At 68.9% G+C, this 24,106-nt stretch carries 31 protein-coding genes, 1 tRNA gene and 2 pseudogenes; 10 read left to right on the top strand and 24 right to left on the bottom strand.

The genetic code is table 11. The features are described 5' to 3' along the window. Positions 1 to 67: 67 nt before the first annotated feature. On the bottom strand, positions 68 to 550 hold the full coding sequence (locus BM396_RS05170; protein WP_043378875.1) for an MSMEG_0572/Sll0783 family nitrogen starvation response protein: 483 nt from the start codon (positions 548 to 550) through the stop codon (positions 68 to 70). A 356-nt stretch (positions 551 to 906) separates the two neighbouring features. Between BM396_RS05170 and BM396_RS05165 the strand changes: the two genes are divergently transcribed. Together BM396_RS05165 and BM396_RS31805 are read left to right on the top strand one after the other, a co-directional pair. Then, positions 907 to 2,346 (top strand): aminotransferase-like domain-containing protein, encoded by a 1,440-nt coding sequence (locus BM396_RS05165; protein ID WP_043378874.1) that lies wholly within the window; start codon positions 907 to 909, stop codon positions 2,344 to 2,346. Between the two features lie 93 nt (positions 2,347 to 2,439). Further along, positions 2,440 to 2,559, top strand: a pseudogene (locus tag BM396_RS31805) (IS3 family transposase); the annotation flags it as partial. Between the two features lie 855 nt (positions 2,560 to 3,414). Here the strand turns inward: BM396_RS31805 and BM396_RS05160 are convergent. Next, positions 3,415 to 3,492 (bottom strand) — tRNA-Gly (locus BM396_RS05160). Between the two features lie 130 nt (positions 3,493 to 3,622). Here BM396_RS05160 and BM396_RS05155 point away from each other — a divergent pair. Beyond that, complete coding sequence (locus BM396_RS05155; protein ID WP_051975915.1) at positions 3,623 to 5,083, top strand: integrase arm-type DNA-binding domain-containing protein; 1,461 nt, start codon at positions 3,623 to 3,625, stop codon at positions 5,081 to 5,083. 176 nt (positions 5,084 to 5,259) lie between these two features. After that, the gene (locus tag BM396_RS05150; RefSeq protein WP_043378870.1) at positions 5,260 to 5,790 is read left to right on the top strand and encodes a metallophosphoesterase family protein; all 531 of its coding nucleotides are present in this window, start codon (positions 5,260 to 5,262) and stop codon (positions 5,788 to 5,790) included. 37 nt (positions 5,791 to 5,827) lie between these two features. Here the strand turns inward: BM396_RS05150 and BM396_RS05145 are convergent, their stop codons facing one another. From BM396_RS05145 to BM396_RS05105, 12 genes are all read right to left on the bottom strand, one after another. Beyond that, positions 5,828 to 6,049, bottom strand: coding sequence for a hypothetical protein (locus BM396_RS05145; protein WP_043378868.1), 222 nt, complete (start codon positions 6,047 to 6,049; stop codon positions 5,828 to 5,830). A gap of 143 nt (positions 6,050 to 6,192) precedes the next feature. After that, the gene (locus BM396_RS05140; RefSeq protein ID WP_043378866.1) at positions 6,193 to 6,465 is read right to left on the bottom strand and encodes a hypothetical protein; all 273 of its coding nucleotides are present in this window, start codon (positions 6,463 to 6,465) and stop codon (positions 6,193 to 6,195) included. A gap of 51 nt (positions 6,466 to 6,516) precedes the next feature. Then, positions 6,517 to 6,825, bottom strand: a complete 309-nt coding sequence (locus BM396_RS05135; RefSeq protein WP_043378864.1) for a hypothetical protein — start codon at positions 6,823 to 6,825, stop codon at positions 6,517 to 6,519. A 172-nt stretch (positions 6,826 to 6,997) separates the two neighbouring features. Beyond that, positions 6,998 to 7,849 (bottom strand): HIRAN domain-containing protein, encoded by an 852-nt coding sequence (locus tag BM396_RS05130; RefSeq protein ID WP_051975914.1) that lies wholly within the window; start codon positions 7,847 to 7,849, stop codon positions 6,998 to 7,000. Continuing rightward, positions 7,839 to 8,456 (bottom strand): hypothetical protein, encoded by a 618-nt coding sequence (locus tag BM396_RS32650; RefSeq protein ID WP_051975913.1) that lies wholly within the window; start codon positions 8,454 to 8,456, stop codon positions 7,839 to 7,841. Before BM396_RS32650 ends, BM396_RS05130 begins: the two co-directional genes overlap by 11 nt. Then, the gene (locus tag BM396_RS32095) at positions 8,449 to 8,691 is read right to left on the bottom strand and encodes a hypothetical protein (protein WP_043378862.1); all 243 of its coding nucleotides are present in this window, start codon (positions 8,689 to 8,691) and stop codon (positions 8,449 to 8,451) included. Before BM396_RS32095 ends, BM396_RS32650 begins: the two co-directional genes overlap by 8 nt. Next, positions 8,691 to 9,203, bottom strand: coding sequence for a hypothetical protein (locus BM396_RS05125; protein WP_043378860.1), 513 nt, complete (start codon positions 9,201 to 9,203; stop codon positions 8,691 to 8,693). Before BM396_RS05125 ends, BM396_RS32095 begins: the two co-directional genes overlap by 1 nt. Before the next feature lie 68 nt (positions 9,204 to 9,271). Further along, on the bottom strand, positions 9,272 to 9,586 hold the full coding sequence (locus BM396_RS05120) for a hypothetical protein (RefSeq protein ID WP_043378858.1): 315 nt from the start codon (positions 9,584 to 9,586) through the stop codon (positions 9,272 to 9,274). A gap of 19 nt (positions 9,587 to 9,605) precedes the next feature. Next, positions 9,606 to 10,109, bottom strand: coding sequence for a hypothetical protein (locus tag BM396_RS05115; protein WP_043378855.1), 504 nt, complete (start codon positions 10,107 to 10,109; stop codon positions 9,606 to 9,608). Beyond that, positions 10,106 to 10,309, bottom strand: coding sequence for a hypothetical protein (locus BM396_RS32090; RefSeq protein ID WP_139239458.1), 204 nt, complete (start codon positions 10,307 to 10,309; stop codon positions 10,106 to 10,108). The genes BM396_RS05115 and BM396_RS32090 overlap by 4 nt, the downstream gene beginning before the upstream one ends. Continuing rightward, complete coding sequence (locus BM396_RS05110) at positions 10,306 to 10,563, bottom strand: hypothetical protein (RefSeq protein WP_139239457.1); 258 nt, start codon at positions 10,561 to 10,563, stop codon at positions 10,306 to 10,308. The genes BM396_RS32090 and BM396_RS05110 overlap by 4 nt, the downstream gene beginning before the upstream one ends. Further along, positions 10,560 to 10,889, bottom strand: a complete 330-nt coding sequence (locus BM396_RS05105; RefSeq protein ID WP_139239456.1) for a hypothetical protein — start codon at positions 10,887 to 10,889, stop codon at positions 10,560 to 10,562. The genes BM396_RS05110 and BM396_RS05105 overlap by 4 nt, the downstream gene beginning before the upstream one ends. A gap of 297 nt (positions 10,890 to 11,186) precedes the next feature. Between BM396_RS05105 and BM396_RS05100 the strand changes: the two genes are divergently transcribed. Continuing rightward, positions 11,187 to 12,086, top strand: a complete 900-nt coding sequence (locus tag BM396_RS05100; protein ID WP_051975912.1) for a hypothetical protein — start codon at positions 11,187 to 11,189, stop codon at positions 12,084 to 12,086. Positions 12,087 to 12,142: 56 nt separating this feature from the next. Continuing rightward, on the top strand, positions 12,143 to 12,724 hold the full coding sequence (locus BM396_RS05095) for a hypothetical protein (RefSeq protein WP_139239455.1): 582 nt from the start codon (positions 12,143 to 12,145) through the stop codon (positions 12,722 to 12,724). A 163-nt stretch (positions 12,725 to 12,887) separates the two neighbouring features. Here BM396_RS05095 and BM396_RS05090 read toward each other — a convergent pair whose 3' ends face one another. Further along, positions 12,888 to 13,172: a hypothetical protein gene (locus BM396_RS05090; RefSeq protein WP_051975910.1), complete on the bottom strand. Its 285-nt coding sequence runs from the start codon at positions 13,170 to 13,172 to the stop codon at positions 12,888 to 12,890. A 326-nt stretch (positions 13,173 to 13,498) separates the two neighbouring features. Continuing rightward, positions 13,499 to 13,672 (bottom strand): hypothetical protein, encoded by a 174-nt coding sequence (locus BM396_RS32645; RefSeq protein ID WP_170867467.1) that lies wholly within the window; start codon positions 13,670 to 13,672, stop codon positions 13,499 to 13,501. Between the two features lie 449 nt (positions 13,673 to 14,121). On the opposite strand from BM396_RS32645, the gene BM396_RS05085 reads away from it, so the two are divergent. Next, positions 14,122 to 15,090 (top strand): molybdate ABC transporter substrate-binding protein, encoded by a 969-nt coding sequence (locus tag BM396_RS05085; RefSeq protein WP_043378847.1) that lies wholly within the window; start codon positions 14,122 to 14,124, stop codon positions 15,088 to 15,090. 39 nt (positions 15,091 to 15,129) lie between these two features. On the opposite strand, the gene BM396_RS05080 is transcribed toward BM396_RS05085, so the two are convergent. The 7 genes from BM396_RS05080 to BM396_RS05050 form a co-directional block, all read right to left on the bottom strand. Further along, positions 15,130 to 15,342, bottom strand: coding sequence for a hypothetical protein (locus BM396_RS05080; RefSeq protein WP_043378844.1), 213 nt, complete (start codon positions 15,340 to 15,342; stop codon positions 15,130 to 15,132). Positions 15,343 to 15,350: 8 nt separating this feature from the next. Beyond that, complete coding sequence (locus tag BM396_RS05075; protein ID WP_051975908.1) at positions 15,351 to 16,121, bottom strand: thiosulfate dehydrogenase; 771 nt, start codon at positions 16,119 to 16,121, stop codon at positions 15,351 to 15,353. A gap of 30 nt (positions 16,122 to 16,151) precedes the next feature. After that, on the bottom strand, positions 16,152 to 17,084 hold the full coding sequence (locus BM396_RS05070; RefSeq protein ID WP_244538805.1) for a c-type cytochrome: 933 nt from the start codon (positions 17,082 to 17,084) through the stop codon (positions 16,152 to 16,154). Further along, on the bottom strand, positions 17,081 to 17,827 hold the full coding sequence (locus BM396_RS05065; protein ID WP_043378838.1) for a c-type cytochrome: 747 nt from the start codon (positions 17,825 to 17,827) through the stop codon (positions 17,081 to 17,083). Before BM396_RS05065 ends, BM396_RS05070 begins: the two co-directional genes overlap by 4 nt. A gap of 361 nt (positions 17,828 to 18,188) precedes the next feature. Continuing rightward, a complete protein-coding gene (locus BM396_RS05060; RefSeq protein WP_081948549.1) occupies positions 18,189 to 18,287 on the bottom strand; it encodes a DUF2474 family protein in 99 nt (32 codons plus the stop codon). Further along, entirely contained in the window at positions 18,287 to 19,297 is a 1,011-nt protein-coding gene (gene cydB, locus BM396_RS05055) for a cytochrome d ubiquinol oxidase subunit II (protein ID WP_043378836.1), read from the bottom strand. Before cydB ends, BM396_RS05060 begins: the two co-directional genes overlap by 1 nt. A gap of 12 nt (positions 19,298 to 19,309) precedes the next feature. Beyond that, positions 19,310 to 20,734: a cytochrome ubiquinol oxidase subunit I gene (locus BM396_RS05050; RefSeq protein WP_043378834.1), complete on the bottom strand. Its 1,425-nt coding sequence runs from the start codon at positions 20,732 to 20,734 to the stop codon at positions 19,310 to 19,312. Positions 20,735 to 20,963: 229 nt separating this feature from the next. Between BM396_RS05050 and BM396_RS05045 the strand changes: the two genes are divergently transcribed. From BM396_RS05045 to BM396_RS33205, 3 genes and pseudogenes are all read left to right on the top strand, one after another. Continuing rightward, complete coding sequence (locus BM396_RS05045) at positions 20,964 to 21,623, top strand: peroxiredoxin (RefSeq protein ID WP_051975907.1); 660 nt, start codon at positions 20,964 to 20,966, stop codon at positions 21,621 to 21,623. Continuing rightward, on the top strand, positions 21,623 to 22,009 hold the full coding sequence (locus BM396_RS05040; RefSeq protein ID WP_043378831.1) for an ArsR/SmtB family transcription factor: 387 nt from the start codon (positions 21,623 to 21,625) through the stop codon (positions 22,007 to 22,009). Before BM396_RS05045 ends, BM396_RS05040 begins: the two co-directional genes overlap by 1 nt. Positions 22,010 to 22,070: 61 nt before the next feature. Beyond that, positions 22,071 to 22,178, top strand: a pseudogene (locus BM396_RS33205) (YeeE/YedE family protein); the annotation flags it as partial. Between the two features lie 243 nt (positions 22,179 to 22,421). Here the strand turns inward: BM396_RS33205 and BM396_RS05035 are convergent. Continuing rightward, positions 22,422 to 24,098, bottom strand: a complete 1,677-nt coding sequence (locus tag BM396_RS05035) for a bifunctional protein tyrosine phosphatase family protein/NAD(P)/FAD-dependent oxidoreductase (protein ID WP_043378829.1) — start codon at positions 24,096 to 24,098, stop codon at positions 22,422 to 22,424. Positions 24,099 to 24,106: the final 8 nt, after the last annotated feature.

Genomic DNA, 24,106 nt, shown 5'->3' with positions numbered 1-24,106 from the left:
TGTGACGGCGGCCACGTCCCGCATGGCCGCCGGATGCGACGTCCCGGATTGGGGGCCGAGGGCCCGGTCAGACGGTCCAGGTGTCGATGATCACGGCGTTGTCGCGCTTGTGCAGGAGGATGCAGTCGAGGACGTCGAGGGGATTGATCATGCGGATGCCTTCGATGAAGGCGGCCTCGCAGTGTCCGTAGAGCGCCTGGGTCGAGAACCGGCAGGCATAGACCTTGCCGCCCTCGGCCATGAACTTCTCAAGCTGGTTGTTGAAGTTGAGGTGACCTGGAAAGGCCTCGTCGCCGAGCCTCGGGAAGCCGCGCTGGACGCCCAGCGTAATGCCCGGGCCGTAGAGAAGGATGGACGTCTCGAAGCCCTTGCGCTGCAGGCGCGTCGCCTGAAGCAGGTTGACGAGGCCGATGGAGCCCTCGAACGCGACGGTGTGGAAGGTGACAAGCGCCTTCTGGCCCGGCTCGGCTTTAACGTCCTCGAAGACCTTCTCCTCGTAATCGACCAGGACATCGCCCTTCTTGTGAGGCTCGCGGTTCACAGCAGGCATTGATCGTTCTCCTCGATGGATTGAACCGCGGCAGACTGATCTTCGAGCGGTCGCAGTCCATTCATGGCAAGCGGTGTGCCAGAGGGCTTCGATCAATGGGCCATACAAAGCGCGGGTGTTATATTCATACAATAATGCGATCAATAATCACGGCTTAGGTTCGCTGGATCTGTATCCGGGGCCTACCAGATGGGCGGGACGTGGACAAAAAATCGCCAACGCGTGCGCATTCGCGGATCTGCGATTATATGGATTGTATGGAAATCACCCAGGGAATGTTCGAGGTATGGCCGCGGTATGGCTATTGCTAGCCATACAATCACGCATTGATCGCATCATGATCTGGGCCGCCACGCATGACTTCGCCGGAGCGAGACGCACGACCCAACCCGCAGACGGGTGGGGTCGGACTCTGGGTGCCGGATCTGAAGCGGTGGGGTAAGCCTCGTTACCTCGCCATTGCAGAGGCGTTGGCCGATGACATCCGGACCGGGCGTCTGACGGCGGGGACGCGCCTCCCGACCCAGCGCGCACTCGCCGAGGCGCTCGACCTGAACTTCACGACGATTTCGCGCGGCTACGTCGAGGCCCACAAGCGCGGTCTGATCGAGGGGCGCGTCGGCCAGGGGACCTTCGTGATCGATCCGGCGCGTCCGCCCCGTTCGACCGGTGCGGCGGCAGCGCGTCGGATCGGGCCGGTCGACTTCACCATGAACCTGCCACCAGAGCCCGACGCGCCGGCCCTGCAAGCCCGCATGCAAGCCGCGTTCGTGGACCTGTCCGGCGATCTCACCAGCCTGCTGCGCTACCAGGGCTTCGGCGGCACCGAGGAGGATAAGGAAGCGGCTCTGCGCTGGCTGAAAGGCCGCGGAATCGTCCCGCCCCGGGAGCGTCTGCTGATCTGCCCCGGTGCGCACAGCGCCCTGTTCAGCATACTGGGTCAGGTCGCCAAGGCGGGCGATACGATCTGCGCGGAGCGGATTACCTATCCGGGCATCCGCGCGCTCGCCGCGCATTTGCGGCTGCGCCTCGTCGATCTGCCCATGGACCGATTCGGGGTCGACCCGGATGCTTTTGCCGCCGCCTGCACCAAAGTCGCACCGAAGGCCATCTACCTGAATCCGTTGCTGCAGAACCCCACCACCGCGACCCTGCCCAGGGCGCGGCGCGAGGCCATTATCGCGGTTGCGCGGCGATACGCCGTCACCATCATCGAGGACGACGCCTACGCGCGCATCTGCCCGACTCCGCCACCGAGTTTTGCGGAGCTTGCTCCGGAGATCACCTACTACGTGGCGGGTCTCGCCAAGTGCCTGGGTGCCGGACTTCGCCTCGCCTTCCTGGTCGCCCCGAGCGCCCGTTCCGCCCTGCCGCTCGGCGGCGCACTCCGAGCCGCGACCGTGATGGCCTCGCCGATCGCGACGGCCTTGGCGACACGCTGGATCATGGATGGCACGGCGGAGTCCATCGTCCAGTTCGTTCGCGAGGAATCGGCCGCGCGCCAGCGCATCGCGGCCGCGATGCTTCCAGCCGGGACCTATACTGCCGACCCGCATGCCTTCCACGTTTGGATCACGCTTCCGGAGGGCTGGACGCGTTCGGCCTTCGCCAGCCAAGGTCGGTCGGCCGGGCTCGGCGTCATCGGCAGCGACCCGTTTTGCATCGCGGGGACGCCGCCGGAGGCGGTGCGTCTCTGTCTCGGCGGCCCCTCGACCCGGCAGCAGATCACGCACGGATTGGAAGTGCTCGCCCACGCGCTCGAAGGCTCGCCGGCCCTGGCCTCCGCCTATATCTGACCCGTCCGAGCCGCGCACAGGTCGAAGTGACCTGACCGGCCGGCTTTGGGCCGGGCTGATTGAGGGGATCGGCCAGGACCGGAGGAGTCGGACATGCGGCGAGGCCGGAAGACGGGTGCGCAACAGGTGGTGCTGAAGCTGCGCCAGATCGAGGTTCGGACAGTCCCAGGCAAGAGCTTGGTGCCGGCGAGCAAGGAGATGGAGATCTCCGCGTAGAGTGATAACCGCTGGCGCAAGGAGTGAGGCGTCTCAAGAAACCGGCTGCGGCCCTCGTCGAGCGCCGATGGGTGTGCGCCATCGGCTTTCCGGGATCCGGCTTGCTTCGACGTCGCGCTCAGCAAGCATCGCTGGCGCGATCACCCGGACGATGATTGGCTTGCCGAACTTGTTCCGCCCGACGCTGACAGTCCAGCGCACCTGGTCAGGAAATACGGAGTTGATGGTCGATCGAAACTGACCATCATCTTTCGGATAGGCGGCAGGTGATCCAAAAGATCCCCTATTGCCGACATCGGCCCACGAGCGCGATAAAAATCTGGTCGCTGTACTTCGTTCGTATCGATAAACAATCGGCGTCGCGAATAAGATCTAAGAACTGACTTGGTCGTCTAGACTTTCAACCAAGCCTTCGTTCCGGCAGGAAGGCCTGCCGTCCCATTCTCCGGCGTGCGGAACCTTCCGGGCTAGCTTTCCTACTTCCGGCTCGAAACAATGGCGCCAGCCTTCCCGCGGAACGAACGAAGGTACGAAGTCAGGATGACCGAATGCTTTGAAGGAACGGGCTGGCAGTTGAGGGGAGGGGATTGCTGCAGCCTCGCGTCCGGTCAGACGATCAGCCACGGCCCTCGCGCGGCTCCTTTGAGCCCGGTGGTCCCTCAGGCCCATCGGACGATGGTTATTTGTTCGCGGGATGTGCTTTGCAGCCGCCGAACATTAGCAGCTACGCCTGAAGAAAAGCCGCACAGGAGAGGCTAAATCTATTGTACAATCGTCGTACGGGACCAGTCGCCGGCTGATGAGCAACGAGCGACGATGCTGCCTGACACCTTGGGCAGGTGAAAAAAACTTTGGAGCGGGCGATCGGGATCGAACCGACGACATTCAGCTTGGGAAGCTGACACGAATCGCCCCGGGCAGCGCGGCCGCCCTTAACCATCGCCGCACAAACCCCTCTCACGCCTACGAATTCCGGTGCCCTGCGTAGCCAAGCGGGTTGACCCGGCATGCCCGGCCGGCGTGGTATCGCGGTGGTACAACATCCACGGACGGCGGCGGAATGGCATACGCGCGGGAGCGGTCGAGGCTGACGGGCGAGCACGTGAAGAAGGCGGCCGCCCTCGTCGCCGCCGGCAAGGTGCCCGGGCGGGGGATCGACCATGCGGACGTCGGCTGCCCGGGGCTGATCCTGCGGACGACGCCGCTCGCCGTGACCTGGCTCTACAAGTCGCGGGTCTCGACGGTACGCCTCGGAGCCGGGGACGAGCTGACGCCGGCGGCCGCCCGGGAGGCCGCGACCCGCGCCCGCCTGGCGCTCCGGGACGGGGCCGACCCCCGCCAGGACCTCCAGGTGCTCGGGCATGCCCTGCGGTCGGGCGCGAGCGTCGCCGACGCGATGGACGCGGCCTTCCCGGAGGAGATCGCGGTCCCGACCGACGAGGAGCGCCGGCGCCGGGGGCCGTGGCAGTGGCGCGACCTCGTGGAGGAGCACCTGGCGGCGAAGCTGCCCAGGCTCCGGCCCCGGTGGGCGGCGCAGTACGAGCGGCACCTGCGGCGGTCCGCCGACGGCGCGCTGGCAAACAGGCTCGTCTCCCTCGTGACCCTCGACGACCTGGTGGGGGTCCGGGACCGCATCGCCAAGGCGGGGGCGCCCAGCGCGGCCGCCGACACGGTCGAGGCGATCAAGGGGGCGCTCGACTGGGCCTGGCAGCACCACGCCCCGCGGGCCGGGCTCGGCCGCGTCGAGTTCCCGTGGTGGCGGGACCGGCTCTCGATGGACTGGACGTCGACGCCGCGGACGCACACGCCCCGGCTCGACGAGCTCGCCCGGACCCTGGTCATCGCGGAGCGGCACAAGGCCCTGGGCGGCACGGCGAAGGAGGTCAGCCCCGGGATGCTGGCGGCGCTGTGGGCCCTGGTGCTCACGGGCCAGCGCGCCGGCGCGCTGACGGGCACGCTGCGGGCGAACGTCGTCGCCTGGGAGGGGCGGCCGGGCTGGCAGATCTGGACCTGGCCGGGCAGCGCCATGAAGGGGAGCCGCCCCCATGGGATCCCGGTCCCGCCAGACGCCGTCGCCGCCATCGCCCGGCAGGGGGCGGACCCGACGAGCCGGTGGCTGTTCCCGAGCCGGGTGCCCGGCAAGTCGGTGACGCCGGTAGGGCTCACGCAGTGGTTCGACCGGCTCCGCGGCAAGCCCAAGGCGGGACGGGACGGGGTGGCGATCCTGCGCCCCGAGGACGACCTGCTGGGGGCCGCCGGGATCCGGCCTTGGACGCCCCACGACGTGCGCCGGACGCTCGGCACCTATCTCGACCTCGAACGCCTCGGCGGGGCTGGATCCGCCATCCTGGCCCACAAGCCGGCGGCGGCCAGGGGCGAGCAGGCCGAGCGCGAGCTCGCGGAAGCGATCACCCTCCGGCACTACGTCCACAGCCAGCGCCTCGACCTCAAGGCCGAGGGGATGGAGGTCTGGTGCAAGGCCGTCCTTGATGCCTACGAGGCCGCGCTGCAAAAGACGTGAAAAATCCGCCGGCGATTTGAGAACGCCACCATGCCGGCCAGGGGTTCGGTAACACCCTTGTGCTAGCCTCAAGATTCGTCCCGGAGAGATCCATGCCCAAACGCGCGCCCGCCGCCCTTCCCGACACTCGGAGGACCTGAGCGCGCGCGCCGGCCTCCTCACGACAGGAGGCCTCGATGGCCACGTTTTTCGTCGCGGACACGCACCTTTTTCACACCGGGATCCTGCACGCCTGCAAGCGTCCCTTCGCCTCCATCGAGGAGCACGACGCGCTGATCACGGAGGCGTGGAACGCCACCGTCGCGCCGGGCGACACGGTCTATCACCTCGGCGATTTCGCCTTGTCCCGGGACGCGGCCGCCGTCGAGCGGGCGTTCCAGAGATTGCACGGGCGCAAGATCCTCATCGTCGGCAACCACGACCGACGCAGCCGTCGCCTGCCCTGGGTGGAGCAGCACGAGGGCATCCACGAGACGTCGGTGGAGGGCCGGCATCTGGTTTTGTGCCACTACCCCATGCGTAGCTGGCCCCGCGCGTTCCGGGGCTCGCTGCACCTCTACGGCCACACGCATGGGCGCCTGCCGGGGACGACGCAGTCCTGCGATGTCGGGGTCGACGTCTGGGGCTACAGGCCCATCAGCCTCGGCCAGATCGTCGACGCGATGGCGCTGAGCGACACGCAGCCGGAGGAGCTTGTCCGGACATGAGAAGGCCCGCCGAACCGAGGGGCGCGGCGGGCCTTCATCACTCGACCTCGTCGAGCGCCAGCGTGAACTGCCGCTCGGCCTCCTCAGCCAGGATCCGCGCCATGTCCCGCTGCAGGGCGTAGAGCTCCCTGCGGCGGGCGTTGCGGGCATCCCGGCGGCGGTTGACGGCGGCGATGGCCCAGTTGGCCCTCTCCACCTCGCCCGCCCCGAACAGGTCCCTCTCCTCGGGCCCGTTCCCGTTGTCGTTGTCTCCTTCCATCGTCGCCTCCTTGTTGACGGAGTGCGACGGGGGAGACGCTACCAAAGACGGGTTAGGATGATTCATTCCGGGACACGTCGAATCCCGGGGGTGTCCTCAACCCGGCGGTAACCCTGGGCGCCGGGTTCAGGCCGCGCCCAGGGTCAGCCGGCGATGCGGGCCGCGACGGCGCGGGCGGCGGCCGCCTCGGCTTCGAGGGCGCTGGCGTGGGCTTCGAGGAGCCGCGCCAGGGCCGGGCCCACCCACGCCGGCACCTCGCGCGCGCCGGAATGCCAGCGGTCGACGCCGCGGGGGTCGAGGCTCTCGCGCGGGCCGTCGGGGTGCAGCGGCCCGAGCAGGCGGGCCAGGGGGCGCTTCCAGCCCTCGGGGTCGTCGCTGAGGAGGCGGCCGGCGGCCTCTAGGTCGGCGGGATCCATCGGGTGCTCCGGAACACGGGGAAGGCCGGGGCTCTCGCCCCGGCCCGGTCCTCAGATCTCGGTGACGTCCAGGCCGAGCTCGTAGCCGGCGGCCCGGCGGCACTCCTCGTCCGAGGCGCCCGCGATCATGTGGAGGGCGGTGACCGCCTCGTGCTCGGCCCGGTCGATGAGGTCGCGCTGGGCTTCGAGGAAGCTGGCGATCCGGCCGAGGGTGAGGCGGGCCTCGGCCTCGGCGTCGAGGCGGGCCTCGGTGGTGTCGGCGCCGGCGGCGGCGAGGTCGAGGACCTTCCGGGCGGCGGCCTTGACGGCGGCGATCCGGGCGGAGAGCTCGATGTGGGCGGGGGCGGTGAAGGTCGTCATCGTGGTGGTTTCCCTTCCTGTTACCGGGTGACGGCGCCGTCCCGGTAAAGAGAATATGCCACCTGCCGCCGCAGAATACAAGTATAATCGAAGACTTTATCGAAGTTTTTTCGGCGTCCGGAAGTAATGATGGAAGTGCATCCCGGGGGACTCTCGCACCCCAGGCCTTGGGTCACCTTAGCGACTGCCGCGTCAGCCGCGTCCGGGGCGCGGCCGCCCACGCCTGCATCGCCTCGACGAGCTCGGGCGTGAACTCGACGGTGGCGGCGTCGCAGTACCAGCCCCGGTAGTGCAGCCGGGGCTCGACTCCCGCGCCGCGCGCGATCTTGAACGCCGTCGACCGCGAGCACCCGAGGACAGCCTGGATGGCGTAGACCTCGCGGGCCGCGCCGACCGGCGGCGGCTCGATCTCGAACGGGGCCCGGGCGAGCGTGTTGACCGCCTGGAGAAGGCGTGTCTCGCGCCGCCTGGCCTGCTCGCGGGCGAAGGCCTGCGCCCGCTCCCGAGACGGCCGGTCCTCCCGGATTACGCGGGACCGCTCGCCTTCCTCCCACCGCCAGAACGCGGCATCCACGACGTGCCGGATGTAGCGGCCGTGAAAGGCTTCCGCCGCCGGGCCGACTAGCAGGGCCCGGGCGGACCAGGCCTCGCCGTCGCCGCCGTGCGCCACGTACGCCCGGAGCGCGACGCCGGCATCGAGCTGTCCGGCAATCTCGGCCGCGACCCGCCGGGGTAGGTGCCCCAGGCGGATCCCGTTCCGCCACCACACCTCGACGGCGTCCGCGTCGTGAGGGTTCTCGGGCTCGCGCACGAGGGAGAGGCGGTCGCCGGCTGCCGGGATCAGGGGCTCGCCCGTCAGCTCGTCGACGAGGCCGTAGTCGTAAAACTGCAGGCCGGCGATGCTCGCGTCGACCCAGGGCTCGCCCTGCCGCAGGACCTCGATCTCGACGCCGGCATCCGTTCCGTCGAGACCTGTGAGGTCGGGCAGGAGGTCGGGGGAGACGACCTGGATCTCAGCGTCCATCGCCATCCTCCCCGCCCATGCCGTCGATGGCGCGGGCGAGCTCGCGCAGGTGGCTGCCCACGGGCTCAACCGGCCGCGCGAGCTCGGACGTCGACACGGCCCGGCAGGCGCCCCGGACGATGGCGCGGGCCTCCGTCTCGGACAGCTCCGGCTCGTGCCGGGTGACGCCATCGACGACCACGGACCCTGCCGGGAGCGGGGCGGCCGCCTCGACGCCGGCGCCGGGCGCGCAGGCCGTGCACAGGTTGTCCGAAGCCCAGCCGCAGCCGTCGGGGCACGGATCGAGATGGCTGCACCCGCAGGCATGGCAGACCATGCCGACCACCGAGGGGATCCGGAACGTGCCGGCATCGGCGGTGCCCTCCCACCAGGACCCCTCGGGCACGCCGTCGTACCCGACGACCGCCTCGCGCAGGAGCTCGCCCGCGCGCTCGACGGCCTCGTCGCCGGCGCGGCACGCCGGCATCCTGGCGTGCTCCGAGAGGGCCATCGCGACGCCGAGCTCGACGGCAGCCGCCCCGATGCGGGCTTGCACGTGCGCCGGGAGCCCGGCCCACGCGACCGCACCGTCGAACGCATCGGAGGCGATGTTACGGCGCTCACACATCGAGGGGATCCTCCCCGCCCGTGTTCATGGGTTCCAGCACGCCGCCGGCGTGGGCGACGTAGGCGATGGTCAGGAAGACGAACCCGAACACGAGTGCCCACTCGGCCACGACGAACGCGGCTAGGGCGAGCGCGCCGGCGTGGCCGGCGAACGCGAACATGAGCGTGGTGAGGAAGGCGGCGGTGACGAGCGTGGCGCCGACGGTGCCGCACGTGATTGCGAGGAAGGCGCGCATCAAGCGGCCTCCCCAGGGGTGGAAGCGCGGTCCGACGCGGTGGCGGCGATGAAGGCGGCCGCCCCCTTGCGCGCCTGCGAAAGCGCGAGTGAGACCGCATCCCGGGTGGCTTCTTCGATACCTCCCTCGTTGCAGAACCAGGCCGTCTGCACCTTGATCTCCCGCTTCTCAGAGAAGTCACCGCGGGTGAGCAGCGCGGTGGCAGTGGCCTCGATGACGTGATCGCGCACGGTAGAGCTGGGGCGGATATCGACCACTCCGGGCATCACGCTGGCGAGGACCCAGGGCGCCGGTGTCCGCGTCTCGACCCGGCCTGCGTCGCTCTTGGGGACGCGGATGACGTCGGGCCGGGCGTCCGCCTTCGGGACGATCTCGACGCCTTGATAGTCGAGCTCGACAAGCAGGGAGTTCAGGGCCGAGGTGGGCTCGAAATGCTGGCCCGTAACGCCGCACTGGTGAGCCTGGACGAGCTCGGTCCTGATGGCACTGAGGGCCTCGGCGGGGATACGCATGTCGTGTGGTCCCTTCGATTGGGCTGCTGCTGGATCGCGGCGCCACTCCCCCGGCGCCGGGGGGTGTCTCAGGGCCTCGGGCCGTGGATGCCGGCGACCAGCGCGGCCGCTGCGCGGACGCCGGCGTCGCCCTCCGCGTGGACGGCGAGAACGGAGATGCGGGCGGGCTCGACGGTGTGGATGTCACCGCACTCGTCCCGGCGCAGCCCGATGGCGTCCAGGATGGGCGGCGAAATCCGTTGCGTGCCCCGCAGGGACTTCGAGAGGGCGCTGTTGTTGCTGCGGGCCGCGACAGGCAACCCGACCGCGCGGGCGAATGCGACCTGCCCTCCGGCGGCGGCGACGGCATGGCCGAGGCGAATGCGAGCCTGGCGTTCGGTCATTCTCAATGGGGCTCTCCTGTCACCACGGGATGTCGGCGTCTGCGGGGTCGATGGGCGGCGGCGGCGGGGGCGGTCGGTACCCGGGCAGGGGCTGCACGCGAGGGAGCGGCGCTCGCGTCTGGACGGGCCGCACCGGCGGCTCCGGCGCCTCGGGTGGACCGTCCTCGGCCGGCGCCGCCTTCCTCAGTCCGGCCAGCCCGCCCGGCGTCGGGGGGCGCGGCGCAGGGACCGGCGCTGGGACCGCGGCCGCCGTGGGCGCCGGAACACGGCGCATCGGGGGGCGCGGCGCGGGCGCAGGGACGGGCTCCTCGGCCGTGGGCGGCTGCATGCCTTGCACGAGCGCGGTGACGCCCTCGCGCATGGCGCGGACGACGTCGTCCTCGACTGTGCGGACGAGGCCGACGAGGGGATGGCTCTCGTCGCCGCCGGCGGCCGCCAGGGCGGCCGCCCGGGCTTCGACGAGGCGCTGGCGCAAGGCGACGCCCGTGAGGCCATCCAGGCCTTCGAGGAGGGGATGGCTCACGGGCGGGACTCCTCGATGACGATCCAGCGGGGGCCCATGCACCGGACGAGGCCGGCCTTGCGCAGGCGCTGCAGGGACGCGGACACTTGGCGGATCTCCAAACCGAGCGCGGGCGCGAGATGCATGGGAAGCGAGCTCGGCGGCTTGGCCTGCAGAGCGGCGAGGACGGCGGCATCGCGGGCTTGAGAAGCAGCGCTCACCGGCACCCCCGCACGTATGCCCGACCGATGCCCAGGGCCCGGAGGATGCCGGCGCCCGGGGGGCGGCGACCGGAAAGGACGTCGGCCAGATAGCCCGGGCCCACGCCATGGCGGCGGCCCCACGCGGCCGCGGACCCCTGGCGCTGGATCGCGGCGCGGAGCTCGTCGAGGACGGCCTGCGGCGCCACGACCTGCGTCGCCTCCTCGCGGCTCAGGGCGGCCGCGTCGTACGAATCGTCGGGGTGCCAGCTCACGCGCACGCCCCCCGGAGGGCGGCGCGGCCGGCGGGATCGGTCGGCAGGCCGAGATACCTGGCCCGGCTCTGCAGCGCCGGCGGCGTGACGCCCAGCGCCGCGGCCGCCGCGCGAAGGGACAGCGGGCTGCGGATCGCCGCGGCGACGTCGGTGTCGCTGACGCGCTGGCGCTCCGGCATCCGTGCCGTCGGCGGCACTGCCTGGATCGCGACGCCGGCGAGGCGAGCCCAACGGTGAGCGGTGTACTGCGAAACGCCGAGCCGGCGCGCGACGGCGCCGACACCAACCGTGGCCGCGACGACGCGCCGGACGTCGGGCACGGTCACGCCCGAGCCGACTTCTCTCCAGACCCGCATTGCCGTCCTCCGAATCCCCACGTGACGCTTGTGCGAGGGTATTTGAGCACGTTCGTCTTTTGACGAAAGGGGTCTCGGGCCACAAAGTTAACGGAGGCCCGTTTGAACATTGTTCAAAGACCTCGGACGGACCAAGCATAAGGGAAATATGCTTCAGGCTTCTGTCCAAAGTTGACGCCAGGACTGCAAAAAATCTTGCAGGCACCCGCGTCGGTGCTAGCATTCGTCATGTGCCGAACGCCGGCACGGCAAATTCGGAGGGATGCGATGCCGTACGAGAACCGTGTGACCCGAGCCTGGCAGGGGCCGCCGCAGGGGCTGGGGCTGACCTGGCGGCCGGCGCCGCGGGAGCTCCGCGTGAGCGGCGTGCTCAAGGCCCTCTGGACCGCAGAGGCGACGACGCAGGACTATGACGACGCGCTCGCCGGGCCGGAGGGGCGGCACCTGCGGACGGTCGGCTACTCGCGCGACCGCAACAACGACCTGCCTGTGTTCTGGGAGGGCGCGCACCTCGACCGCCCGGCCGCGCAGGTCCTCGTCAACACCGCCTCCAACGGGCTCAAGGCCTTCCGGGAAAAACTCGCCCGGCAGCACGCCGAGGCGGCCGCGCGCGAGGCTCAGGAGGCGGCCGACCGGGAGCGCCAGGCGGCGGAGGACCTCGACCTCGCGACGCGCGCCATCGCCGCGGCACGGGAGTCGCTGGCGAAGCACGAGTGGGCGTGGGCCCTTGCGGATGACGTCACGCGGGCGAAGCGACTGGTCCTGATCCCGCCCGCGCAGCTGGAGCGGCGCCTGGCCTGGGCGCTGGAGATGTACGTCGAGCGGGCCGAGGCCAACATCTCCCGTGCGATGGCCTCGATGACGGCGGTCTACGAGCCTGAAGCCGAGCGGGCCGCCATCGAGGACGTCCGGATCGCAGCGCTGGAGGGCTGCCGGCTCCTGACCGCGCGCGACAGCGACCGGGCCAGCGTCGTCAACAGGGCGGGCTGGGGAAGGACGACGTCCGTGAAGGGGCACGTCCTCGCGGGCCACGAGGCTTTCGACACGATCCTCGCGAGCCACGCACTGCGGGCGCTCCGCACGCACCGTCGCCAGCTCCCGGCGGACCTGGACAGGCGCCTGTTCGGGCTCGACGGCGAGGCGTGGATCGCGGCCAGCGCCGCCTGATTGTGGCTTGCCGGGGCGAGGCGATCATCGAGGCTCCACACACCAAGGAACCCCCGATGCGTTTCCTCGCCCGCCTCGCCGCCGTCCTCGCCGCCGTCGCCCTCGCCCCGATCGCTCTGGTCTGGGACGGGGCGCGGTGGATCCGCAAGCTCGTCGCCCGGCCTGACCCCGTCCTGCCCACCGCGGTCGCGGCTGAGGACTACCTCGATGCCGCCGCGGCGGCCGCCCCGTCCGCGCCGGTGCCCGAGGGCATCCCGGCGAGGCACCCGGTCGGCATGGCCCTCGTCCTCCACGCCCGGCACGTGACCGCCAACGGGGACCCCGTCGACCTGTCCGGCCTGCCGGCGGACGTCGCGACCTGGCTGCACTCGCTCTCGCCCGAGGAGCTCGCCGTCCTCGCCCGCACGATGCCCCACGAGGCCCAGGCCCTCGCCGCTGGAACGGGACACGTCCCCGGCATGCAGGGCCCGCACGCCGCGGACACGTCCGCGGCGCCCGGGACGCATCCGCAGGATGCGGACATGTCCGAGGCGCCGGCATTCTCCTGGCCGTATAGGGGCGCCCTGGGCGACAGCGCGATGGCAGACCTGCTCGCACACGTTGAAGCCCTCAGGCACCGCCAGGTCCGGGTCGCCTGAGCCGCCCCAGCCCCCGAAACAACGAAGCCCGCCGGATCACCGGCGGGCTCTTTCATGTGGGCACGACGTCGGCCTTCGTGCGGCTCCTGTGCGTCTCTCTGCGTCCCCGCGCGGGCGCACCCGGCAAGCCGCAAGCGGAATCTATAGGCGGCGCGACGATTGCTCAGGTGCGCCGGGCAGGGATCCGGGCCTCGGCCTTGGAGGCCCGGATCCGCAGGCCGGCAACTTCGGCGCGAGCGGCGGCAAGCTGCCGGGCGAGCTCTGCCTCCCGGGCGCGGGACGCCAGCAGGGCTTGGCCGAGCCGGTGGACAGCGGCCTCGGAGCGGGCCTCGGCCCGGTCCCATGCGTCCTGCTCCCGGGCGGCCCGGGCGGCACCGTCGGCGGCGAGTAGGGCGCCGTACAGGCCTCCGCTGATGCCGTCATGAAGGTTGTCTACGTGCCGGGACATGCTCGCCTCCGTCAAACTAAGGAGGCCATAGATTCAGCTCGCCGACCCGGCGTCCAGCTGATCCTCGCGGCAGTGTTACCTATTCCCTGGGCGGGGGATTACAGAGTGATGCGTCCGGTGGCCTGCGCGGGCCCGGACGATCAGCCCTCCCGTTACTTCCTCAATGGGGAACAATAATCCAAGGGGACGCGGCGCATGGATCTAAGAGGGTGCAGAAACGGACGTTCGGCTTTGCGCCCATACCAGTCACGAGACGCCGCTTGTGCGCATCTTAAAAGCGGACATCGGTCAAGCCGAAAGCCCCGACATCCTAGCGTTGTGATGCATCAATCGTGCTGATTGCGCCCGCCAGATTCTGCGGGGGCCGCGAGCAACCGGCTCAGGCGACCAAGCTTGCCAGCATTCACGCAGCCTTCGTGATCATGCGTCGAGACGGCCTGCGCGTGTGCACGCGCCATGACGGACGGCGTCACAAGCATGGCGAACGTCGTACGGATCATGATCATCCAATCCCAATGGTTTCGTCGCGGTGAATACTTTTCGGCCAGCCGAGATTGAGGGAGCACGCGACAGTCATCAACTGATTAAGGTAGGCTGACTCGACCAAGGGAGACGTGGCGCTCTTGGGTCACGGACGACCGGGCTGATAGTGATTGGCAACGCATAAGGCGAGATCGTGCACTTCGGGGACGCCGCTTCAGAGTTTCGATACTTGGCGAGCCTCAAAACGCCAGGGCTGAGCGAGGCGGAAATGACGGTGCCCGCAGAGAAGCAAAGCTCCTGCTGACCTGCAATATGCAAATTCTCGGGCTTTAGGCCCTTCCCCGGATTCGAGACTGGACTACGGTAGGAAGTCGACCAAACAACTCACCCTACGATCTTAAGCTTGGCTTAAGTCTCAACGTTAATTGGGCTGTCCGAGCGCGGCGTTCCAAGGGAGATAACTCTAATGCCTCGAATGAGATGGCTCAGCCTTGCATTGGGATTTTGCATTTTGGGGGCCCAGACTTACTCAAGCCACGCGACCGACTTGCCCGTGGACCGCTTTCCCCCCTGGCAGAATGGCGGCAACAACCCTTCCGCTGATAAGGGGCTGGAATTCACGGTTAAGGAAGCCGACAACCTCGCCGACTTCCACGGCGATCTGACCAACGCGCGCCTCGTACTCTATGTGGGCGGCAACTACTTCTTCGCCATGGCGCCGCTGGTGGCGGCCTTTGAGGCGAGGCACCCTGAACTCAAGGGCCAGATCTACTACGAGACGATTCCGCCCGGTCTGCTCGTCCGACAGATGAAGGCCGGCGGGCGCATCACCGTCGGCAACATGACTTGGACGGCAAAGCCCGATGCGTATTTCTCGGGCCTCATGGCGGTCAACCGGCTCATCGAGGCGGGCGATCTCCTCGGCCCACCGACGATCTACGCGACCAACCAGCTTGCGATCATGGTGCCCAAGGGCAACCCGGCGGGCATCAGAAGCTTGGCTGATCTTGCGCGGCCGGGACTGACCCTCGCCATGCCCAATCCGGAATTCGAAGGCGTCGCCCGCCAGATCAAGTCCTCCCTGGCCAAGGCGGGGGGCGATGACTTGGTCAAGGCTGTCTACGAGACGAAAGTCGCCGACGGGACGACGCTTCTGACGCGGATGCACCATCGCCAGACGCCGGTCTGGCTGATGCAGGGACGCGCACAAGCCGGCGTCACGTGGCGTTCGGAAACCTTGTTCCAAGAGCAGGTTGGACTGCCGACCGAGCGCATCGACATTCCGGACGAGCAGAACGCCACCGGCATCTATGCCGGAGCGGTCGTGAAGGACGCCGCGCATCCGGCCGAGGCGAAACTCTGGCTGGACTTCCTCATGGGCGACGACGCGCGAGCGGTCTTCGCCCGCTATGGTTTCGGCCAATATCGGCCCTGAAGTCCGCGGACCGTCGTCGTGATGCCCCGCCGGTTTGCGTCATCGCCGGACCGGCGAGGCCTTCGGGCTACGGGACAGGGCGCGGTTGAGCGTGCGCAAGGCGCGGTCGTCACGGGTGCAAAGATCGTGGGCGAAGGCCTCTTCCAGAGTGGCTGCCTCCGCCGATCGTTTCGTCCGGTCGGCGGCCTCGACCGCCGTCACCGCGCCGAGGACGAGGATTCCGGCGAGACATCCGACACTCAGACCCTGCACTGTCGGCCTCACTTCGCATAATGAAAGCCGGCCTGCTGCAACTCGGGCAGCGTGCCGACGGCGCCGGGGGTCAGGACGACGCCCGGAATGAGATGGTTCGTCAGCTCCGCCGCCAGCGCCTCGTGCGAGAGCTTGTCAGGGTTGAGGTCGCGCCGGATGAGTGCCGCCGCCTGTTCCCAGATCGCGTTGTGGCACGAGAGGAATACGGCGCCCCGGGCCATCAGCGCCGGGATGGTGTTGTTCTCCGGCGAGAACCTTCCCGCCGGGTCCTGGTAGTTCGCGGCCTCCGCTTGAGCCGCCTTCTTCGGCACGATCAGCGTATTGGTCTTGAACGCCTCGCCCGCGAGCTTGGTGAGTTGATACTTGTCCCACATCGCTTGGTCGTAAAGGGCGACATTCGCCGATCCATGGGTCGCCGAGGCGGCCAGAAAATCGGGATGCTTGAACGACCAGACCTGATTGTTCAGGGCGTTGCGCATGAGGTTCAGCCACGGCCCGCCAATGTCGGTGTTGTCCCAGACCTGGCGCGGGCCTCCCTTGTAGGCGATCACCTCCGACAGGGCCTCGTAGTCCCAGAGATCCGGCCGGTCGAGGATCATCGGCACGGTCTTGAAATCCCGCCGACGCGGGGCTTTCGCCAGGCGATCTGTGAGGTCCCGGAGGGTTCGGCTGCCATCGGGTAGGTCGGCGGTGGTGGCTGCCCCGGCGGGGCATGCCTCCGCCCAGCCAGCGGCGAGACCGGCACCGAGGGCGAGCAGCCTGCGGCGTTCGAGGGTCATGAGTGTCCTCTCAGGGGATGCGGTTGCGGTTCAGCGCGGCACGGTCCCGGCGGGCGGTGCCGTCTCACCGAGCGTCACGCCGTCCACGGTCTGCCCGTAGAAATCGTAAGGGCTGTTGTGATGGGCCTTGCGGGTCGCTGCGAGATCGCCGGTAAAGCGTGGATCCTGCGGTCGCTCGCGGCTGTCGATATAGGCGGCGACGTCCCAGGCTTCGGCATCGGTGAGGCTGTTGCCCTGGCTCAGCGGCATGTTGGCCTTGATGAAGCCCGCTGCGTTGACGACCGAACTCATCCCCGCGCCCCAATTGTAGGAGCGGGCCCCCCACAGCGGCGGGAACACGACCGTCCCGTCCGAGCTCGCCTGCCCGGCACCGTCGCCACCGTGACAGAGGGCACATTTCGCGGCGTAGACCTCTCGCCCATGGGCCAGATCGAGGCCCTTGGGCTTGGTGAGCTTCGGGTACCCCTGCCCGGGTAGCTTCACCCCTACGGGAGCCCCGTGGGCGAGAAAGGCGGCATAGGTTTCCAGCGCGACCAGGATGGGATCGCCCAGTGGGGGCGCCTTGCCGTTCATGCTGTAGCGGAAGCAGCCCTGAAGCCGCTCGGCGAAGGTATTTACGTGTCCGTTCTTCGCCCGGTAGGCCGGGTAGACGAGATAGGCCGCCCAGAGGGGAGCGGAATGGCCGAGGCGGCCCCGGTCGAGATGACAGTTCGTGCAGCGCAGATCGTTGCCGACGAAGGCCCGCGCCTCGGCGCCCGTGTCGCGAAAGATGCGCTCGCCCAGGCGAATGACCTTGCCGAAGTCGTCGTCGAGGATGGCGGAATCGGGCTGGGGCACGAAGGGCGGTGCAGTTGTCTCAGCCCCTACGGAACCGAGGGGCGTCAGGACCGCGAGGCCCCCCATCGCCGTTGCCAGCGCGAGATGGGCTGCGAACCGTCTGCTAAAGCGCGTCATAAGGCTCATCGTCCGCCTCCGATCGCCGTGGCGGGGAGAGCGGCGTAGTAGACGGCGACGGCAGTGGCGTCGTCATCGCTCAGCCGGTCGGCGATCCCCTTCATCAGCCCGAGGGGATCGTTGCGGCGTGTCCCGGCTTTCCAGGCGGAGAGCTGGGCCGCGAGATAGGCGGCCGACTGGCTGGCCAGCGGCGGGAAGGCGGCGCCGACGCCCTGCCCAGCCGAGCCGTGGCATTGTGCGCAAGCGGGCAGTGCCTTCGTCCACTCCCCCGTCTGCGCCAGCATTCGGCCGCGGTCGGATGCCGTGCCGTCCGGCTGCGTTGTCCCGTCGGGCGGCGGGGCGCGGAGCCCGGCATAAAAGACGGCCACCGCCCGCCGCTCCTCCGGCGCCAAGCCTTGGGCGATCGGACCCATTATCTCATTGTCCCGGCTGCCGTCGGCGAAGCTGTCGAGCTCGTGCGCGAGGTAGCCCTCCGCGATGCCTGAAAGACGGGGAAAGCCGCCCTCGGCATTTCCGCCCCCGGCATCCCCGTGGCACGAGGCACAGGCCGGCACGCCGGCCTGCGTTCCGTTCCGGGCGATTTCACCACCGTCCATGGCTCGTGCTGGACAGACAGCAACACACATCAACAGTCCGCCGAATGCGATGCGGACACTCCTGCTCGCCGCCAGAGCTAACCTACGATTTATCGAAGGCACAGCGACGAGCGCAGGGAAGGCAAGGTGAAAAACTTTGAACGACGGTGCATACATGCTGCCATCCTCGCCGTCCTGCTTAAGCCAGGCTTAAGGCGGCTGCCTCCCCCCGTCCCCCCTCCACCGAACAAGGGGAAGTCACTCAGCACAACTGTACCTCATCGCGGCGGCGGGCTGGCATCCCGGGCCGGAGGATTGCACTGTCGAGACCGACGGCACGAACATCATTCTGGTCGAACGCGCTAACCGCCGTACGACCCTTCTGCACGATCGCACTTCCGCCAAACCGGCAGTGGCTCCGGCCTCGCTATCGCGGAGATCGCACTCGGCCCAATCGCGCGAGGGGGCCGACGAAGAGCTGAAGTGTCCTGAAGGGTGGCGTGCAGGATCGCGGTTGCCACAGGCCGACCGACACCCTTCACACTCCCTTGAGCAGCCACCGCAGCGGTAGGGCGATGGCGGTGAGGCTCGCCACGCTCAGCGCCCAGATCAGCACGAACCAGCCGAGCTTGCGCATCAGTGATACCCCGCTTCCGCCGTGACCTTACCGCGGAACAGCCAGTACACGTAGGCCGTGTAGGCCAGCACAAGCGGCACCAGCACCGCCGCCCCGTAGAGCAGGAAGGCCTGAGACTTCGGATGCGTCGCCGCCTGCCAGATCGTGACGCTCGGCGGCACGATGTAGGGCCACATGCTGATGCCGAGCCCAACATAGGACAGCAGGAAGAAGCCGAGCGCGCAGAGGAAGGGGGTCACCTCCTCTCGCCGTCCCAGGGCATGGGCGAAGCGCCACGCCAGGAGCCCGACGAGGATCGGCACCGGTGCCCCGATGAACAGGCCGGGCAGGCCGAGCCAGCGGTCACGGAAGGGCGCGCTGAGGCCGAGCATCGCCGCCGAGACTACGGCGATGAGGACCAGCGTCGCCACCGCCAAGGGCTTGGCGAGGTTATACGCCCGGATCTGCAATTCGCCGCTGGTCTTCCAAATCAGCCAGCAGGCCCCGAGCAGGCCGTAGCCTACGACGAGCGCGAAGCCGGTCAGCACAGAGAACGGCGTCAGCCAGTCCCACCAACCGCCAGCATAGGCGCGGCCCTCGATCTTGATGCCCTGGACGAAGGCGCCCAGCGAGATGCCCTGGCAGAAGGCGGCCATGAAGCTGCCCCAGGAGAAGGCACGGTCCCACCACAGCTGCCCGCGCGGCGTCGCCATGCGGAAGCGCATCTCGAAGGCGACGCCCCGGAACACGAGGGCGAGCAGCATCAGGATCAGAGGCATGTACAGGGCAGGAAGGATCGTGGCGTAGGCCAGCGGAAACACCGCGAATAGCCCGCCGCCGCCGAGGACGAGCCAGGTCTCGTTGCCGTCCCAGACGGGGGCGACCGAGTTCACCATCACGTCCCGCTCGGCTTTGCCTCGCACCGCCGGGAACAGGATGCCGAGGCCGAGATCGAACCCGTCCATCGCCACGTAGAGGAACACGGCGGTGGCGATCAGGATCGCCCAGATGAGGGTGAGATCGAGTTCCATCGTGGGCTCTCCTCACTCGGCCGGTTGCAGGTGCGCGTCACCGGCGAGTGCCGGCGCCGGGGTGATGCCGGCCGTGCGGACCGGCTGGCCGACGGGCGGGCCGGATTCGTGCGGACGTGGGGTCTGGTTGAACAGGTGGAACAGGTACCAGATGCCCGCCCCGAACACCGCGAAGTAGACCAGCGCGAAGGCCGCGAGCGAGGCCGCCACGGCGGGGGCGGCGATGGGTGAGACGCTGTCCGCCGTACGCAGCAGGCCATAGACCGTGAAGGGCTGGCGCCCGGATTCCGTCACCACCCAGCCCGCCGTCACCGCGATCAGCCCCGAGGGCCCCATCGCCACGGCGAAGCGGTGCAGCCAGGGCGTCTCGAACAGGCGGCCCTTGTACCGCAGGTACAGCGACCAAAGCCCGAGGCCGATCATCAGCAGCCCGAGCCCGACCATCACCCGGAAGGCCCAGAACACCAGCGGCAGGTTGGTCGGCCACGTGTCGCGCGGCAGATCCTTCAGCCCCGTGACCGTCGCGTCGAGATCATGCGCGAGATAGAGGCTCGCGAGACCGGGGATGCCGATCTCGTACTTCGTCTCGCCCGCCTGCGCGTCGGGCCAGCCGAACAGGATCGAGGGCGCGCGGGTCACGCTGTCGAAGTGGCCCTCCATCGCCGCGACCTTGGCGGGCTGGTGGTGGTAGCTGTTGCCGCCGTGGAGATCGCCGAGCACCATTTGTACCGGGGCGACGAGAGCCGCCATCCACATGGCCATGGAGAACATCAGCCGGGCGCGGGGATTGGTCCGGTCGCGCAGCAGGTGCCACGCGCCGACCGCGCCGACGATCATCGCCGTCGTCAGATAGGCCGCCGTCACGGTGTGGGCGAAGCGGTATGGGAAGGACGGGTTGAAGATCACGGCCGTCCAGCTTTCCGGCACGAACCGGCCGTCGGCATCGAGCGAATAGCCCGCGGGCGTCTGCATCCATGAGTTGGCGGAGAGGATCCAGAAGGCCGAGAGCAGCGTGCCGCCCGCGACCAGACAGGTCGCCAGGAAGTGCAGGCGCGGGCCGACCCGCTCCATCCCGAACAGCATCACCCCGAGGAAGCCCGCTTCGAGGAAGAAGGCCGTGAGTACCTCGTAGCCCAGCAGCGGCCCGAGCACGGGCGCGGTCTTATCCGAGAAGACCGACCAGTTGGTGCCGAACTGGTAGCTCATCACCAGCCCCGACACGACGCCCATGGCGAAGGCTACGGCGAAGACTTTCAGCCAGTAGCGGTAGGTGTCGAGATAGACTGGCTTGTCGGTGGCGAGCCAGAAGGCTTCCAGCACCGCGAGATAGCTTGCTAGCCCGATGGTGAAAGCCGGAAACAGGAAGTGCCAGACGACCGTGAAGGCGAACTGGCTGCGCGCGAGGTCGAGCGCGCTCGGGAGGTGGTCGGCAAGCATCCGTGGGCCCTGCCCCTGGCGGAAATGGGGACGTCCGGGAGGCCCGCCATGGACCGCACCGAACCAGGCATGCCGCCGGGACGTCGCCCCGCCTTCATATGCCGCAGCTCGGGCGTGTCAATACAAATTCATGATTCGAAGACCTATTCGATATTAATTTGCATATTGACCGGCATCGCAGCGACGTCCACGGTGCTGACCACACCGTTTTAGCGACGAGCGTTGTTCCATGAGTATCGAAACCGACAACGATCCTCCCGTGCCACCGCCCGCCTGCCCGCCGATCATCGGCGACGTCGCGCCGAACTTCCGCGCGCGGACGACGATGGGCGCGCGGACGCTCGCTTCGTATCGCGGACGCTGGCTGGTGTTCTTCTCCCACCCGGCCGACTTCACCCCCGTCTGCACCAGCGAGTTCGTTGCGTTCGCCCAGGCCTACGACGCCTTTCGGGACATCGACTGCGACCTGCTCGCCCTGTCCGTCGACAGCCTTTCCTCCCACCTGGCCTGGAAGCACAGCATCGAGCAGCGTTTCGGCGTGCGGGTGCCCTTCCCCATCGTCGAGGATCCCGCCATGGGCATCGCCCGGGCCTACGGCATGCTGCCGGCCGGCTCGACGTCGAGCGCCACCGTCCGGACCACGTTCGTCATCGATCCAGAAGGCATCGTGCGGGCGCTGATCGCCTACCCACTGACGGTGGGCCGCAGCATCGCCGAGATCCTTCGGCTGGTGCAAGCGCTCCAAGCCTGCGACGCGTCGGACGTCTCGACGCCGGAGGGATGGCGACCCGGCGACCAAGTGCTCGTGAACCCGCCCCTGACGAGCGACGAGATCGCCCAGCCAGGCGCTGCGGGGCAGGACTGGTACTATCGCTTGGGAAGCCTGTGATGGCCTCTGGCACGGACGAGGCGACGGCGATCCGGGTCGCCGACCTGCTCAAGGTCGCCGCCAACCCGAACCGGCTGCGCATTCTGTATCTCCTGGCGGAGGGAGAGCGGTCAGTCTCGGAGATCGAGCAGCAGCTCGGCATCCGCCAACCGACGCTGTCGCAGCAGCTCGGGGAGCTGCGCAACGCCGAGGTCGTGGCCACGCGGCGCGAGCACAAGGTGGTGTTCTACAGCCTGAGCGATGCCCGCATGCAGGCCCTCCTCGACGCGTTCGACGACATCCTGATCGCGGGCCGACCGCGGAGAAGCTTGCCCGCGCGCAGCCCGGATGCGCGAGCGCGGGCGCTCGGCCAGGCGGCGATGTTCGGTCAGGTCGGAGAACCTTGATGGACGCTGTCGCCCCGTTCCTCGCGCCGCTCGCCGGCGCTGCCCAGTCCTGCATCTGTTGGGCCTGGCTGGCCTCTGTCCCGGTCCAGCGCGCGCCGGGCTTTCCCTAGGCCTTCCGCAAATCGCCCTGTTCGTGGCGGCGACGCTAGTCGGCCAGGTGGCTCACGACCTCGCCGGTAGCCAACGGCGCGGGCTGGCCGGAGCGAACAGTAGCGTGCCCGGCCTATCGGGGCGCAATGGTGCGGCGACGGTAACCCGAGCCTCAGCCCAGTGGCCTTGCCGGCGCTGCCGCGCCGCTCCGAACACGTGCCTCACGGTCCGGAACCCTAGCTGTCGGCTGAGGGCATGCGATTGAGCCCGCATCGTCGACGCGCAGCGAGCGGCGCCGGGACAAAGCCGGCGCCGCTTAGCTTCAGGCGGCTGCCTTCTCCGGCTTAGCCATCCATTCGCGTCCCTTGAGCATGGCCTTCCAGTAGATCGGAGGCAGCATCCGCTCCTTCAGGAGCCATGCGAGGTGGCTCGGCTTCGTCCCGTCGATCAGCCATGCGGGGAAGCTCGGCATGAGTTTGCCTCCATAGCCGAATTCCGCGAGCAGGATCTTACCTCGCTCGACCGTAAGTGGGCACGAGCCGTAGCCGTCGTAGGCGACCTCGGCGCGGCGAAGGTAGCCCATCTCGACGAGGAGGTTGTGGGCCACCACGGGCGCCTGCTTGCGCGCGGCGGCGGCGGTCTTGGCGTTGGGCGCGTTGCAGGCGTCGCCGAGCGCGTAGACCTCAGGGAAGCGACGGTGGCGCAGGCTGCCGGGGTCCACATCGACCCAGCCGGCGGCGTCGGCCAGGGGCGAGACGCGGACGAAGTCGGGCGCCTGCTGCGGCGGCACGACATGGATCATGTCGAAGCCGGTCTCAACCGTCTCGCTGCTGCCGTCCTCCGCCTTGCGCGAGAACCACGCGCGCCGGGCCGGACCGTCAATCCGGGTCAGGGTGTGATTGAAATTCAGGTTCGCGTCGTAGCGCTTCACGTATTCCATCAGGGCCGGGACGTATTCCTTCACGCCGAACAGGACCGGACCGGCATTGTAGAGCTCGACCGCGATGTCCCCGAGCCGCCCCTGCCGCAGCCAGTGGTCGGCGGAAAGGTACATCGCCTTCTGCGGGGCGCCGGCGCACTTGATCGGCATCGGCGGCTGCGTGAACACGGCGCGGCCCCCGCGCAGGTTCCGCACGAGATCCCAGGTGTAGGGTGCGAGGTCGTAGCGGTAGTTCGAGGTGACCCCGTTCCGCCCGAGAGTCTCGGCGAGCCCCTCGATGCCGGCCCAATTAAGCTTGAGGCCGGGCGCGACCACGAGGCGGTCGTAGCGCACCACCCGGCACCCCTCCAGGATCACCGCCTTGCGCTCGGGCTCGAAGGCGGCGACCGCCGCCTTGATCCAGCGCACCCCGTCCGGGATCAGGGAAGCCATGGTCCTGGCCGTGGCGGCTGGCTCGAACACCCCGCCGCCGACCATCGTCCAGCCCGGCTGGTAGTAGTGCACGTCCGCCGGATCGATGACGGCGATGTCGAGGTCGGGCCTGCGGGCTTTCAGGCTCGCCGCGACGGCGATTCCGCCGGCCCCGCCGCCGACGACGACCACGCTGTGGAACTGGTCGTCGTGCTCGGTAGGAACCCGGCCGCCAGCGGCGATGCGCCGGACGACGCCGCTCAGATCGTATCCGGCCGCCTTGGTGGCAGCCAGGATGTCCGGAAGCGGCCGCGCAGCTGCCGCCTCGCCGAGCGCCCAAAGCGTCGCGGAGCGAGTCCCGGTGCGGCAGAAGGCGAGCACCGGCTTCGGCAGGGCCGCGAGCTCGTCGCGGAAGGCCATTACATCCCCATCCGTCACCTTGCCCGACGTGACGGGTAGGTACCGCGCCTCCAGACCGGCCGCACGCGCGGAGGCCTCCACCTCCCTGAAGCCCGGCTGGTCGCCGCCTTCGCCGTCGGGGCGATTGCAGATCACCGCCCGGAAGCCCGCCTTGGCCGCCGCCGCGAGACCGGAGGGGGCGAGCTGACCCGTCACCGACAGGTCCGGAGAGAGGCGTTTGACGTCCATGGCGGGGT

Source organism: Methylobacterium sp. UNCCL125 (assembly GCF_900116795.1).
Taxonomy (GTDB): Bacteria; Pseudomonadota; Alphaproteobacteria; order Rhizobiales; family Beijerinckiaceae; genus Methylobacterium; species Methylobacterium fujisawaense.
This window is presented reverse-complemented; position numbering and strand designations above follow the sequence as displayed.

What these genes read in the sequence shown, in the direction of transcription:
- BM396_RS05145 (WP_043378868.1), bottom strand. Translation starts at nt 6,049, where the DNA reads ATGGAAGGAGACAACGACAACGGGAACGGGCCCGAGGAGAGGGACCTG.
- BM396_RS05090 (WP_051975910.1), bottom strand. Translation starts at nt 13,172, where the DNA reads ATGTCCCGGCACGTAGACAACCTTCATGACGGCATCAGCGGAGGCCTG.
- BM396_RS05150 (WP_043378870.1), top strand. Translation starts at nt 5,260, where the DNA reads ATGGCCACGTTTTTCGTCGCGGACACGCACCTTTTTCACACCGGGATC.
- BM396_RS05060 (WP_081948549.1), bottom strand. Translation starts at nt 18,287, where the DNA reads ATGCGCAAGCTCGGCTGGTTCGTGCTGATCTGGGCGCTGAGCGTGGCG.
- BM396_RS05095 (WP_139239455.1), top strand. Translation starts at nt 12,143, where the DNA reads ATGCGTTTCCTCGCCCGCCTCGCCGCCGTCCTCGCCGCCGTCGCCCTC.
- BM396_RS05120 (WP_043378858.1), bottom strand. Translation starts at nt 9,586, where the DNA reads ATGACCGAACGCCAGGCTCGCATTCGCCTCGGCCATGCCGTCGCCGCC.
- BM396_RS05065 (WP_043378838.1), bottom strand. Translation starts at nt 17,827, where the DNA reads ATGTATGCACCGTCGTTCAAAGTTTTTCACCTTGCCTTCCCTGCGCTC.
- BM396_RS32650 (WP_051975913.1), bottom strand. Translation starts at nt 8,456, where the DNA reads ATGTGTGAGCGCCGTAACATCGCCTCCGATGCGTTCGACGGTGCGGTC.
- BM396_RS05165 (WP_043378874.1), top strand. Translation starts at nt 907, where the DNA reads ATGACTTCGCCGGAGCGAGACGCACGACCCAACCCGCAGACGGGTGGG.
- BM396_RS05045 (WP_051975907.1), top strand. Translation starts at nt 20,964, where the DNA reads ATGAGTATCGAAACCGACAACGATCCTCCCGTGCCACCGCCCGCCTGC.
- BM396_RS05070 (WP_244538805.1), bottom strand. Translation starts at nt 17,084, where the DNA reads ATGAGCCTTATGACGCGCTTTAGCAGACGGTTCGCAGCCCATCTCGCG.
- BM396_RS05130 (WP_051975914.1), bottom strand. Translation starts at nt 7,849, where the DNA reads ATGGACGCTGAGATCCAGGTCGTCTCCCCCGACCTCCTGCCCGACCTC.
- cydB (WP_043378836.1), bottom strand. Translation starts at nt 19,297, where the DNA reads ATGGAACTCGATCTCACCCTCATCTGGGCGATCCTGATCGCCACCGCC.
- BM396_RS05040 (WP_043378831.1), top strand. Translation starts at nt 21,623, where the DNA reads ATGGCCTCTGGCACGGACGAGGCGACGGCGATCCGGGTCGCCGACCTG.
- BM396_RS05035 (WP_043378829.1), bottom strand. Translation starts at nt 24,098, where the DNA reads ATGGACGTCAAACGCCTCTCTCCGGACCTGTCGGTGACGGGTCAGCTC.
- BM396_RS32095 (WP_043378862.1), bottom strand. Translation starts at nt 8,691, where the DNA reads ATGCGCGCCTTCCTCGCAATCACGTGCGGCACCGTCGGCGCCACGCTC.
- BM396_RS05125 (WP_043378860.1), bottom strand. Translation starts at nt 9,203, where the DNA reads ATGCGTATCCCCGCCGAGGCCCTCAGTGCCATCAGGACCGAGCTCGTC.
- BM396_RS05085 (WP_043378847.1), top strand. Translation starts at nt 14,122, where the DNA reads ATGCCTCGAATGAGATGGCTCAGCCTTGCATTGGGATTTTGCATTTTG.
- BM396_RS05050 (WP_043378834.1), bottom strand. Translation starts at nt 20,734, where the DNA reads ATGCTTGCCGACCACCTCCCGAGCGCGCTCGACCTCGCGCGCAGCCAG.
- BM396_RS05140 (WP_043378866.1), bottom strand. Translation starts at nt 6,465, where the DNA reads ATGGATCCCGCCGACCTAGAGGCCGCCGGCCGCCTCCTCAGCGACGAC.
- BM396_RS05170 (WP_043378875.1), bottom strand. Translation starts at nt 550, where the DNA reads ATGCCTGCTGTGAACCGCGAGCCTCACAAGAAGGGCGATGTCCTGGTC.
- BM396_RS05075 (WP_051975908.1), bottom strand. Translation starts at nt 16,121, where the DNA reads ATGACCCTCGAACGCCGCAGGCTGCTCGCCCTCGGTGCCGGTCTCGCC.
- BM396_RS05100 (WP_051975912.1), top strand. Translation starts at nt 11,187, where the DNA reads ATGCCGTACGAGAACCGTGTGACCCGAGCCTGGCAGGGGCCGCCGCAG.
- BM396_RS05155 (WP_051975915.1), top strand. Translation starts at nt 3,623, where the DNA reads ATGGCATACGCGCGGGAGCGGTCGAGGCTGACGGGCGAGCACGTGAAG.
- BM396_RS05135 (WP_043378864.1), bottom strand. Translation starts at nt 6,825, where the DNA reads ATGACGACCTTCACCGCCCCCGCCCACATCGAGCTCTCCGCCCGGATC.
- BM396_RS32645 (WP_170867467.1), bottom strand. Translation starts at nt 13,672, where the DNA reads ATGATCCGTACGACGTTCGCCATGCTTGTGACGCCGTCCGTCATGGCG.